The sequence below is a fragment of the Marinomonas sp. GJ51-14 genome (assembly GCF_055808695.1).
Window position 1 is genome coordinate 3,386,421 of record NZ_CM147879.1, and the last position, 12,870, is coordinate 3,399,290.

At 41.9% G+C, this 12,870-nt stretch carries 11 protein-coding genes and 1 other RNA gene; all 12 read right to left on the reverse strand.

Going from position 1 to position 12,870, the window contains the following annotated elements:
* Positions 1 to 6: 6 nt before the first annotated feature.
* Positions 7 to 1,293, reverse strand: coding sequence for a UDP-N-acetylmuramoyl-L-alanine--D-glutamate ligase (murD, locus tag AC0L3Y_RS16400; protein ID WP_473466466.1), 1,287 nt, complete (start codon positions 1,291 to 1,293; stop codon positions 7 to 9).
* Positions 1,294 to 1,301: 8 nt separating this feature from the next.
* Complete coding sequence (mraY, locus tag AC0L3Y_RS16405) at positions 1,302 to 2,384, reverse strand: phospho-N-acetylmuramoyl-pentapeptide-transferase (RefSeq protein WP_473466471.1); 1,083 nt, start codon at positions 2,382 to 2,384, stop codon at positions 1,302 to 1,304.
* Positions 2,385 to 2,398: 14 nt separating this feature from the next.
* Positions 2,399 to 3,745 (reverse strand): UDP-N-acetylmuramoyl-tripeptide--D-alanyl-D-alanine ligase, encoded by a 1,347-nt coding sequence (locus AC0L3Y_RS16410; RefSeq protein WP_473466474.1) that lies wholly within the window; start codon positions 3,743 to 3,745, stop codon positions 2,399 to 2,401.
* On the reverse strand, positions 3,735 to 5,219 hold the full coding sequence (locus AC0L3Y_RS16415; RefSeq protein WP_473466477.1) for a UDP-N-acetylmuramoyl-L-alanyl-D-glutamate--2,6-diaminopimelate ligase: 1,485 nt from the start codon (positions 5,217 to 5,219) through the stop codon (positions 3,735 to 3,737). Before AC0L3Y_RS16415 ends, AC0L3Y_RS16410 begins: the two co-directional genes overlap by 11 nt.
* A complete protein-coding gene (locus AC0L3Y_RS16420) occupies positions 5,220 to 6,983 on the reverse strand; it encodes a peptidoglycan D,D-transpeptidase FtsI family protein (protein ID WP_473466480.1) in 1,764 nt (587 codons plus the stop codon).
* Positions 6,980 to 7,258, reverse strand: a complete 279-nt coding sequence (gene ftsL, locus AC0L3Y_RS16425) for a cell division protein FtsL (protein ID WP_473466483.1) — start codon at positions 7,256 to 7,258, stop codon at positions 6,980 to 6,982. The genes AC0L3Y_RS16420 and ftsL overlap by 4 nt, the downstream gene beginning before the upstream one ends.
* The gene (gene rsmH, locus AC0L3Y_RS16430) at positions 7,251 to 8,189 is read right to left on the reverse strand and encodes a 16S rRNA (cytosine(1402)-N(4))-methyltransferase RsmH (RefSeq protein ID WP_473466487.1); all 939 of its coding nucleotides are present in this window, start codon (positions 8,187 to 8,189) and stop codon (positions 7,251 to 7,253) included. The genes ftsL and rsmH overlap by 8 nt, the downstream gene beginning before the upstream one ends.
* Positions 8,186 to 8,641, reverse strand: coding sequence for a division/cell wall cluster transcriptional repressor MraZ (gene mraZ, locus AC0L3Y_RS16435; protein ID WP_036162590.1), 456 nt, complete (start codon positions 8,639 to 8,641; stop codon positions 8,186 to 8,188). The genes rsmH and mraZ overlap by 4 nt, the downstream gene beginning before the upstream one ends.
* A 250-nt stretch (positions 8,642 to 8,891) precedes the next feature.
* Positions 8,892 to 9,240, reverse strand: an RNA gene (gene rnpB, locus AC0L3Y_RS16440) — RNase P RNA component class A.
* A gap of 76 nt (positions 9,241 to 9,316) precedes the next feature.
* On the reverse strand, positions 9,317 to 10,624 hold the full coding sequence (locus AC0L3Y_RS16445) for a HAMP domain-containing sensor histidine kinase (RefSeq protein ID WP_473466491.1): 1,308 nt from the start codon (positions 10,622 to 10,624) through the stop codon (positions 9,317 to 9,319).
* 6 nt (positions 10,625 to 10,630) lie between these two features.
* Positions 10,631 to 11,329 carry a response regulator transcription factor gene (locus AC0L3Y_RS16450; RefSeq protein ID WP_414682511.1) on the reverse strand — a complete coding sequence of 233 codons (699 nt, stop codon included), beginning with the start codon at positions 11,327 to 11,329 and terminating at the stop codon, positions 10,631 to 10,633.
* 209 nt (positions 11,330 to 11,538) lie between these two features.
* On the reverse strand, positions 11,539 to 12,837 hold the full coding sequence (locus AC0L3Y_RS16455; protein WP_473470642.1) for an adenylosuccinate synthase: 1,299 nt from the start codon (positions 12,835 to 12,837) through the stop codon (positions 11,539 to 11,541).
* Positions 12,838 to 12,870: the final 33 nt, after the last annotated feature.

Here is a 12,870-nt window from a genome sequence, read left to right on the forward strand (position 1 = left end):
ACATATCTAAACTGGCGCAAGCAGGCGAGAATAAAACAACGTCATTTTTTTTGCGTCTTGCGAAGCACTTAATACAATATCATCTAACGAATCAAATCGCTTAACCTGAGTCTCAGTAGGTAATGCTTTAGCAATCTGATCAGCATCCTTTCCAAACAAATAAACGATACGAACAAAATCAGATACAGGCTTAGTTAAGGCTCTAAAATCAGCCCCCTTTCCTTCACCACCGGCGATTAGCAAAATATTTTTCTTTGCTAAAGACCCCAGCCCTTGAAGAGCAGCCAATGTAGCACCTACATTTGTGCCTTTTGAGTCATTAATAAAGGTAACGTCGTGAAAAGTTCGAACCGTTTCGCATCGATGCGCCAAACCACCAAATTCACCAAGTACTTTAGCAATACCTTCCGACATAAGATCAATACCGAGTAACTCAAGCATAGCCAATGAAGCCAATACGTTGGCATGATTATGAGAGCCTTTCAGCGCAATTTGAGAAGTATGGTAAAGACGTTCGACACCACGGCAAAGCCACGCACCATCACCGTCTTTCAACATTCCAAACTCTTTTAAGTCAGGACTTTTCGTAGTAAATGCACGAACTGGGGTTGATTCAGCTAAAAGCGGAGCCGTTAAGATATCTTGTTTATTACATACCGCGGCTTTGCAACCTCGGTAGACCTTTTGCTTTACCCGCTGATATTCATAAAAATCATCATAACGATCCATGTGATCTTCTGAGACATTAAGGAGGCAAGCTAAATCAGCTTTTAATGCATGAGTTGTTTCTAGTTGAAAACTAGACAGCTCGAGCACATAGAAATCAGTACCAGGAGAGAGTAGGTCCAAAGCAGGCAAACCTAGATTCCCTCCCGCCTTAGCATTTTTACCACATGCTTGTAGCAACAGAGCTACAAGTGTTGTGACTGTACTTTTAGCATTAGACCCTGTGATAGCGACAAAGGGAGCATCGACATAATCACAAAATAAATCGATATCCCCTCGCATTGCCACTCCGCGCTCAGCTAATTTAGCTAAAACAGGGGTTTTCAAAGCAATACCAGGACTAACATAAAGCTCAGAAACTCCCAGAGTTTCAAGCACTGACAAGTCACCAGTAAAAATATGACTTTCAGGACATAAAGCCTTCGCTTGCTCTAATCCCGGAGGATTATCACGAGAATCAACAACGTAAAATTCAATACCTTTACTGGCTAAAAAGCGTACGCAAGACAAACCTGTCGCCCCCAAGCCTACAACGGCTCTAACCCGATCTGACCCGATCAACGACATGAAAACTCCTAACGTACTTTTAAAGTTGCAAAACCCACCAAGACAAGGCAAACCGTAATAATCCAAAAACGAACAATAACTTTTGGCTCTGCCCAACCTTTTAATTCAAAATGATGGTGTATCGGCGCCATTCTAAATATTCGCCTTTTCGTTAATTTATAAGAGGCCACTTGTAAAATCACAGAGACAGTTTCCATTACAAAAATACCGCCCATGATAAACAGTACCAATTCCTGACGAACAATAACGGCGATTACACCTAACGCCGCGCCTAAAGCTAGAGACCCAACATCCCCCATAAATATTTGGGCAGGATAAGTGTTAAACCATAAAAAGCCGAGTCCAGCGCCCGCCAAAGCAGCACAGAAAACAATCAACTCTCCCGAACCTTGAACATAAGGAATCAAAAGATAATCAGCAAATCGAATATTACCGGTTAAATAAGCAAACACTCCTAATGCACCGCCAACCAAAACTGTTGGTAGAATTGCCAACCCATCAAGCCCATCAGTCAAATTCACAGCATTACTTGTTCCAACGATAACAAAATACGTTAGTACGATAAAAAACACACCCAATGGAATCGCAACATCTTTAAATAAAGGAATAATTAAAGCGGTTTCTTGAGGTGTGCTTGCCGTGTAATACAAATAGAAAGCTGCAGCTAAACCAAATACACTCTGCCAAAAATACTTCCATTTTGCAGGAAGTCCACGTGGATTTTTCTCAACAACCTTCCGGTAATCATCCACCCAGCCGATGATGCCAAATGCCAACATAACTAATAGAACAACCCAAACATATTTATTGCTTAAGTCCCCCCATAATAGAGTGCTAACTGTAATAGAAAAAATAATCAGCGCTCCGCCCATAGTTGGCGTGCCGGCTTTGGATAGATGACTCTGAGGACCATCATCACGAATCGCCTGACCAATCTGTAGGCGTTGCAATAAAACAATGACCTTATTACCAATCAAAAGCGAAATCGCTAATGCCGTAAGAACACCCAAAATGGCACGAAGAGACAAGTAATCAAATACCGTAAAGAACGTATAATATTTACTTAGATAAGCCGTTAGCAGAAGTAACATTGGTAAAGAACATCCTATTTTATTAATGCTTCAATGACATTTTCCATTTTAGCCGAACGAGATCCCTTGACTAAAATGGCATGTCTTTTATCAAGCGAACAAACAACCGCAGCTGCCTCTTCATGTGTATCGCAATATACTGCATGACCACCATTACTGCTAAAAGCATTACCAGCAATTCCGGCCACAGCCCCAACACAAACTAAGTGAGAAATACCTTTTTCTCTAGCATATACCCCCAACCCATGATGAATACTATCCTGTTGTTCACCAAGCTCTCCTAACGCCCCCAAAATCAACCATGTTTTCTCTACAGGCTGAATTGCAAGTACGTCAATTGCCGCTTCAACAGAAGTTGGGCTCGCATTGTAACAATCATTAATTAATAGAGCTTCATTTTTTGTTCTAAGTCGCTCTAATCGTCCCAAAACCAAAACAGGAGAGGCTAACTCATTAACGGCAGAGGAGAAACTTATTCCAACAGCGACCATTGCAAGCACAACCGCCATACCATTTGCAATGCTGTGCCTACCAGCCCCAGCAACGACGACAGGAATAGATTCACCTCGATAACACATGGTCGCCGAACTAGATTCCGGACCTAAGACAATATCATAGGCATACAAATCTGCTGAGTCCGTAAAGCCAAAAGAATAAATTTTACGTTCATTGGCCAAACCACACCAGTAATCAAAAAACTGATCATCTGAATTTAAGATAACAATTGCGTCTGAAGTGGCACCTGAGATTAAACACCCTTTTTCACGAGCAATCCCTTCAAGATTACCAAAGCCTTCAAAATGGCTACCACTCGCATTGGTCAATACAACTACATCAGGAGAAGCAATTTTCGCCAATCGTTCAATTTCTCCGGGAATACTTGTTCCAGCCTCAATTACAGCAATTTCATGATGGCTTTCTAATTCTAATAAGGTCTGCGGCACACCAATTTGGTTATTCAAATTTGCGCGTGTTTTTAACACACTTTTGCCAGAAAGCGATTGAGATAACCAATCTTTTACTGTTGTTTTACCATTACTACCCGTTATACAAACAACAGGACCTGAAAATGCATTACGTACTAAATGTGCGATACAACCATAAGCCAACACAGTATCAGCCACTTTCACATACGAACTCACTGTTAAATCCCGTTCGGAAACAACACCAACAGCTCCGGACGCCATTGCAGCGATAACATAATCATGACCATCAAAGCGCTCACCCTTTAATGCAACAAATAGGCAGCCTACTGATATTTTACGAGTATCAGTAACCACAGTAGTAACTTCTTGATCAGGGCCAATTAGTTCACCATTACAGGCTCTTGCTATTTCAGAAAGCGTAAGTTTAATTAACATATAATTCTAACGCTTTTTGCGCCTCTTCTTTATCATCAAAATGATATTTAACACCTTGAATATCTTGATAATTTTCATGACCTTTACCCGCTATTAGAACCACATCATCAGGCCCTGCAGACAACACGGCTTTCTGTATCGCAATGCGACGATCTGGCTCAAAACTGAATAACTCATTATTTAGAGGAGTATTAACCAAAACATCAGAAAAAATTTGTTCTACAGACTCAGTACGAGGGTTGTCAGAAGTTAACCAAACATAATCAGCGTTAGACAAAGCAGCTTCCATCATCAGCGGGCGCTTCCCTCTATCCCTATCACCACCACATCCGAAAACACAAATAAGCTTACCGTTTGAATGTACTTTTAATGCCTGTAACGCTACCTCCAAAGCATCTGAGGTGTGCGCAAAGTCAACAACAACAAGAGGCCCATTGTTTTTTTCTATTTTGTCCATTCTTCCAGGCGCACCCTGCAAAGAGAACAAGCCCTTTATCAGTGCATCTTTACTCTGAACCTCATACCAAAGACTAGCTAATGCGGCTAACGCATTCAGGACATTAAATCGACCAAGCAAAGGCAAATCAATAGCACTTTCTCCATCTGGATGACACAGAATAAAGCAACAACCGGAAGGGTTAAACGATAAGTCTCTTACATAAAAATCTGCTCGTGGATCTTGATCACTATAATAGTGGCGATCTGTATTTTGAGCTGCCTCAGCCATTAAAGCAGCATTATCATCATCCATACAAAAAACAGAATGAGATACACTTGGAAAGGAAAACAATCGCCGCTTTGCTAATGCGTATGAGGTCATATCACCATGATAATCAAGGTGATCACGCGTTAGATTTGAAAAAACCGCTGTTTGAAAAGGCACACCCTCAATACGCCCTTGATCAAGCGCATGAGAAGAAGCCTCAAAAGCAACTAAATTTACTCCAGATTTAGCCATTTCCATTAAGGTAAGATGTAACGACAATATATCCGGTGTCGTTTGTTTCGCTTCCGACAAATCACCTAAAGGACCAATACCAAAAGTACCAACCAGACCACTACTTAATCCGATCGATTGAGCTAATTGAGCAATATAGTAACAAATTGAAGATTTACCGTTTGTTCCTGTCACAGCAATCATTTTTTTCGGCATACGACCAAAAAAACCATGAAGACAAGTAACTAAGAGTTTCACAGGATCAGTAACAGATATGAGTTTAAGCTTATCGTGCTGAAGATTTAAATGGGAAGGAACAACAGCAACACTACAACCTAAATCTGCAACTTTATCTAAGTAATCCCAGCCATTAGAAGTAACACCAGGCAAAGCAAAAAAAACCGCCTGCGCATTAACTTTTCGACTATCGATTTCTAAATGAGTGTAGACATCAAAACACGAATTACCCTCAATGGGGCAATTCGCTAAATTAAGTAGCTGAGCATGCGTTAATTGATAAGAACCGGACTGATCCATTTAACCACCTTGAACCACTTGCAGCGGCGTCTTTTTCGGCTCTAAACGCACTTCTCTAAGACCTTCAGGTAAATCTGGATAAATATTTAACGTCGTTAGGGCACCTTCCATTACACGAGAAAATACAGGGGCAGCAACTTCACCACCATAATATTCACGCCCTTTTGGGTCATTAATCATCACAACCATAGCTAGCCGAGGATTAGACGCAGGCGCAACACCTGCAAACAAAGCAATGTATTGATCATATTCGTACCCTTTAGAACCGACCTTATGCACTGTACCTGTTTTGCCCGCAACTCGATAACCCGGAATTTTTGCCGCTTTACCAGAACCCTTCTGAACAACAGACTCCATCATCTTCACAACGTCTTTTGCAACTTTTCGAGGAATAACCTGTTTACCGTCCGCAGGCACATCTTGTTTAAAAATTGTCACAGGAACTCTATAACCGTCATTGGCTAACGTCATATAAGCTTGGGCCAACTGTAATGTAGAAACAGACAAGCCATAACCATAAGATAATGTGGCAATTTCAGAGGGATGCCATTTAGGGTGCGATGGTAAAACACCAGACGCCTCACCTGGAAAGCCTATTCCGACAGGTGAACCAATACCAAGCTCATAATCCATATTCCATATAGCATCCTGCGGTAAAGACAAGGCAATCTTTGATGCACCAACGTTACTCGATTTAATCAATAGTCTTTCAAAATCCATATCACCATAATTTGCTGCATCACGAATCGTGAAACGCCCAAAACGTAAATAACCCGGAGAAGTATTAATCCTAGACTCCGTTGTATATTGTCCAGACATAAGCGCAGCAGAAATAGTAAAAGGCTTCATCGTCGAGCCTGGCTCAAACAAATCGATCACAGCACGATTACGAAGCTCTTCATACTCTAATTTAGAGCGATCATTTGGGTTATATGATGGCTGATTTACCATTGCCAAAATTTCACCTGTTTTAACATCCAAAATAACAGCAGATGCAGAAGTAGCCCTATGCTCATTCACTGCTGCTTTAAGCTCACGATAAGCTAAATACTGTAATCTAAGATCGATACTTAACTCGATATTTTCACCTGGACGCTCAGTTTCAGCGACGCCAATACCACGAATTATATTCCCTGAAAGGTCTTTCACATAACTACGACGACCAGGCTCACCTTCTAGAGCCTGATCATAAGCAAGCTCAATACCCTCTTGCCCCTTATCATCTATATTAGTAAAACCAACGACATGAGATGCAACTTCACCAGCAGGATAAAAGCGTTTGTATTCCTTCGTTTTACTCACACCAACGATTCTTGCAGCCATAATAGCATCGGCTTCATTAGGCGGTATTTGACGTTTCAAATACATAAAAGAGCGGCTTTTATTCGCTTCAAATTTTTCCTGCAACCAAGCACGACCAACCCCCATCACTTCTGCAAGACGCTTTATCTCTTGCTCAGGCCCTAAATTCAATGCCGGATCAGTTTTCATCCTCCACAAAGCTTTAGGATTAGCAACAAGCGTCCAGGTTGGTGTACTTACAGCCAAAGGCTCACCACGACGATCTAAAATCATTCCACGGGTAGCTGGGATAGACTCGGTTCTGACCGCTCGTATCTCCCCTTGGTTCTTCAAAAATGCCTTGTCAACGACCGTCAGATAAAAAAGACGCCCGCCAGCAACTAGGAACAGCACCAAAGCCATCCCATATACAAACCTAAAGCGCCATTTTCCTGGGCTGTGAACACTATTTTCAATACTCATGGTTTCACTATTACCAATTCATCCTGTGATGGTGCGTGCATATTTAAATCTTTAATAGCCGCTTGCTCTAAACGACTAGGTTGAGTAAGAGCACTCTGCTCAAGCAATAACTGCCCCCATTTCACCTCATAATCCACTTCGTCCTGCTTCAATGTCTGAAGGTAGGAAAAATTCTTTCTAAAATCATAAACCTGAACAACAACAGCAATAGATACAGCAACCAACATCAGCACACCGAAAACAAATATCAATGGTGTAAAGCGCGGTTTAATCACTGACTCGCTCCAGAACCCGCAATACAGCACTGCGTGAGCGAACGTTGTCACTTACTTCTGATTGCGATGGTTTAATCGCCTTACCAATTGTCTTAAACTTAATATCAAGGTGTGCATTTCTAATTGGTAAATGTCTTGGTAATTCAGGCCCTTTTGCTTTCAGTTTCATAAAACGCTTAACAATTCGATCTTCTAGTGAATGAAAACTGATAACAGCCAAACGCCCACCCACTTTCAAGGACTCAGCTGCGGCTTCAAGACCCACTTCCAAATCCCCTAATTCATTATTGATGTAAATCCGAATGCCCTGGAAAGCCCGTGTTGCTGGGTTTTTGCCTTTCTCCCAAGCAGGGTTCGCTTCGGCAACCACTTTTGAAAGTTGAAGCGTTGTAAGGATAGGAGTATGAGCACGATACTCACAGATAGCCTTTGCTATACGGCGGGAAAATCGCTCCTCTCCATATTGATACATAACATCAGCGATCTCTTTTTCTTTTGCCACCGCGATCCACTGCGCCGCACTCATCCCCTCATCAGGATTCATTCGCATATCCAGCGGACCATCATTCATAAAACTAAAACCACGCTCTGCATCATCAATCTGGGGCGAAGACACACCCAAATCCATCATCACACCATCGACTTTATCAACACCAAATACATCTGAAATGTGCGTAACCATATTGGCAAAACTATCTTGCACAATGGAAAAGCGTGAATCTTCTTGCGCTAATGATTTACCATGAGCAATAGCAACTGGATCTTTATCAAAACCTAGCATTCGCCCTTTATCCAAGCGATCAAGAACCAAGCGAGTATGGCCACCACGGCCAAAAGTACCATCGACATAAAGGCCATTTTCGTCGGTAACTAGCATATCGACGGATTCATGAAGCATTACGCTTATATGTTCTGCCATTGTCGTTGTCATAAAGAAATATCCATCATGGTTTCAATTTGTAGATCCTCAAGCGCATCTTGAGATAAGTAATCTTCACGCTGAGCTTCCCATTCTTCCTGGCTCCAGATTTCTAGTTTTTTGCCTTGCCCAAGAATGGTGAGCTTTTTATCTAAGCGAGCAAATTCACGTAGTGGTGCTGGCAATAGAATACGCCCTGCTTTATCCACCTCTAAATCTGTCGCATGCCCAACCAGCAATCGCTGAAGTCGCCGCGCCTGTGGCTGAAAAGTAGGTAATTTATCTAACTTTTGTTGAATCAGTTCCCACTCTGATAAGGGATACAGCAATAAACACCGAGACACTGGATCTATGGTTACAACCACCCCATCGTCGTCGTACTGTGCAAGATCATCGCGCAGACGAGCCGGAAGCGACATACGCCCCTTTGCATCCACACTAATTTGATGAATCCCTCTAAACACAGCTATATCCCACTTATCGACACTTTATCCCACAATTTAACACCTTTTTACCACAATAGTAAAAAAATATTAATTAAAAATGTAAAAGACAAGGAACAATCACAAACAAAGCGCACGCAAAAAGATGCACTGAAGAGGAAATTTCTACGAGAGGCAAAATGAAAATGGAGAAAAAAACGCAAAAAAGCCGAGAGCAATAAAGGCCCTCTAGCAATTAAGTGTAAAAATGGAAGTATAAAAAGAAAGGAAAAATGCAAGTTGGCCGATAAGCCGGGTTCTGTCGTGGACAGTCATTCATCTAATCCGTACATCACTGCACGTCTCTAGCAACCTACCCGAACTCAGCGCGGGTCACGCCAAAGAGTTCCTATTTGGTCTTGCTTCAAGTGGGGTTTACCTTGCCACGAACTGTTACCAGTCGCGCGGTGCGCTCTTACCGCACCATTTCAACCTTACCGGCAGAGAACTGCTTAGGCGGTTTATTTTCTGCTGCACTTTCCGTAGGCTCACGCCCCCCAGGCGTTACCTGGCACTTTACCCTGCGAAGCCCGGACTTTCCTCCCCCCAATAAATTGAGCGGCGACTGCCTAGCCAACTTGCGAGGCGCATAGTACTTATCTCAAAGCATAATGACAAGCGCTTTCTTAGCAGACAGAAAAATGAAAATACTTAACACTAAGCCAACGGCAGTTTAAAGCAAACCTCTAGCCCTCCAACATCACGATTATGGGCGGTTATTGTGCCTTTATGTGCGCGAATAATTCTCTGAGAAATAGTAAGGCCAACACCAAACCCTCCACTATTGGCTTCCCTAGCCTCAGAAGACCGATAAAAAGCATGAAAAATCTTCTCAAGTTTATCTTCTGAAACACCAGGGCCATTATCCCTCACATAAATCAAAGCAAAGCCAGATTTTTCCTCTGTCTCGACTTCAATAACACCGCCATCCCCAGCGTAAAAACAGGCATTACGTAAAACATTCTCGATCGCATGACGCAACTGAAGGGGATCACCTAATATGGTTTTAGGTAGGCGCCCTAACTTAGAAACTGATATCCCCTTTAACTGACTCTCAAAACTGACATCTTCAACAATATCATTAAGCCACCCCTGTAAATCGATTTCCTCTTTAATAAGAGAAGCCGCTTCTAATCGGCTCAAAGTTAAAACCTGGCCAATCAACTCATCAAGTTCATGAAGCTCTGTACGTATTCGACACAAGTAACCCTTTTGCGCCTCAAGAGCATACTTGTCTTCTGCAATAGTTAAGGCCACTTCGATTCTTGCCAAGGGCGTTCTCAACTCGTGAGAAACATCTCTCATCAATCTCTCTTTAGATGACAATAAGGTATCAATCCTCACCGCCATCTGATTAAACTCTCGAGCCAATTTACCAACTGCATCACTACGTCGAGTTAATTTACTCTCAACCCTAGCAGCCATATCACCCTGACCAAAAGAACGCGCTACTCTCTGTAATTTAAGCAACGGCCCCAACAACCAATAAGCCAACACACCACTAGAAACGAGGAGACCAAGCAAAGAAAAACCAACCACAGCCTCAGGCGCAAGCGAACTTATCTTTGGATTAGGTTTAAATATCAGCAAATACTGAACATTATTTCCGCCAATCACCTGTATAAATTGGCTGTGCAGAAAATCTGCAGATGGCCTCGCACTAACACTTGGCGTATTTTGCTCTCTGAAATTACGAGGTAACGATTTAAGAAGCGGACGACCATTCTCTTGATATAGATAAATAGTCCCAGATAACTTCTTCTCAGCCTTCGTCACCTCTTCCTGCAAAGAAGTAATACCAAACTTTTCATACCCAGCAACCAACTGAACACCCACATCACCAAGCAAATCAGCTGACACCTGGTTGCGCTTTTGGATAAACTGCACCATTCCCAAACCAATACTTACCACAACAATATTGGATAACAGCACAACCAAAAACACGCGCAGAAAAGTATTTTTCATGAAAAGCTAAGCACCCTGTTCATTCGAAACAAAAATATAACCAACACCTCGTACCGTTTTAATGCGAGGATCACCAGTTTCTAAATTACCTATTTTTTTACGTAGATTACTAATATGCATATCCAGACTACGATCATACATAGTCAATTTTCGACCTAGCGCTTTCTCAGAAAGCTCTTGCTTTGTAAGAACCTGACCCGGAGCCATCAACATACATTCCAGCAAAGTATATTCAGATGTCGTTAGCTCGACTAACTCACCTTCTAAATAAACAGTTCGATCTTTACGACGTAATAATACACCAGAAAGATCAATATCTGCTGTTGGGTCATCTTCACGCTCTTGGCTCGCCCTACGCAAAATAGCTTTTATACGTGCCAATAACTCACGTGGATTAAAAGGTTTAGATAAATAATCGTCCGCCCCCATTTCCAACCCTAGAATACGATCAATATCATCACCTTTTGCCGTTAGCATAATAACAGGTACAGCACTCTTATTACGGATTTGCTTTAAAGTTTCAAATCCATCCAATTCAGGCATCATGACATCAAGAATAATAATATCAGGCATATCAGCAGCCATCAGCTCTAATGCTTCACGACCATTCCAAGCATGAGCTACTTCATAACCCTCACCATCAAAGTATTCCTTTATTAAATCCGATAAACGAGCATCATCATCAGCAAGCAACAACTTAACCATAATTATTTCCTCTCATTTTTTTCATTATTTAGTCGGCAGTTAAATCGCCATAAATTCAATTGTAAATATTACCTTAGCACTTGATAAACTCCGCCCCCTCTTTTCACTCTATTTACAAAGAATACTAATATGATGAACTTAACAGTCGCTAAAAATGAAAAAAGCCGCAAAAAGCGGCTTTTTCATTACTACAATAAATTCAAAACAAACTATTGTTTAAAAGGATCGCGAATAACAATCGTCTCGTTACGATCAGGACCAGTGGAAATAATATCAACCGGCACACCAACTTGCTCTTCTAAAAAACGAATATAGGCTTGTGCATTTTTTGGTAGTGCATCAAAACTTTCCGCACCAACAGTTGATTCAGGCCAACCAGGTAATTCTACATAAACAGGCTTCGCTTGCTCATAACCTTCACTATCAACTAAAGAACCAGCAACTGGCTTACCATCAGCACCTGTATATGACACACACACCTTGATAACTGAAGATCCATCCAGAACATCAAGCTTAGTTAAACACATACCCGATACTGAGTTAATTTGAACCGCGTGACGTAAAGCCACCGCATCAAACCAACCACAACGACGAGAACGACCCGTTGTCGCGCCGAATTCATGACCGCGAACACCTAAACGCTCGCCATCTTCATCAAACAATTCAGTTGGAAATGGACCAGATCCTACTCGCGTCGTATAAGCCTTAGTAATACCCAATACATAGTCTAAATATAAAGGACCAAAACCCGTACCTGCTGGCGCACCGCCAGCAGTGGTATTAGAAGAAGTTACGTATGGATATGTACCGTGATCAACATCCAACAATGAACCTTGGGCACCTTCGAACATAATATTCGCACCTGCTTTACGCAAGTCATGCAACAAAGTAATTGTATCGGCAACCATAGGACGCAAAAACTCAGCCATCTCTAAGCCTTCCGCATAAACCTCATCAAAGGAAATTGGATCAACTTTATGATATTGAGTCAGTACAAAGTTATAGTATTCAAGCACTTCCTTCAGTTTCGCTGCAAAACGCTCAGAATCCAATAGATCTCCGACACGAATGGCACGGCGAGCAACTTTATCTTCGTAAGCCGGCCCAATACCACGACCAGTTGTACCAATTTTTTTCTCGCCTTTAGCAAGCTCACGCGCTTGATCAATTGCGATATGGTAAGGAAGAATCAAAGGACATGCAGCACTAATTTTCAAACGTTCTACCGCTGGAACCCCTTGCTCTAAAAGCTCAAGCACTTCTGTTTTCAAAGCAGCAGGAGACAAAACCACACCATTACCAATGATACATTGAACACCTTCACGCAAAATACCAGAAGGTATCAAATGCAGAACAGTCTTCTTACCATCGATAACCAAAGTATGACCAGCATTGTGACCACCTTGAAAACGCACAACCGCAGCAACATCTTCAGTAAGCAGGTCAACAACCTTACCCTTACCTTCATCACCCCATTGAGTGCCTAGAATAACAACATTTTTACCCATAATTTCAGGTCTCATTTAGATAGTTCTTAAAGA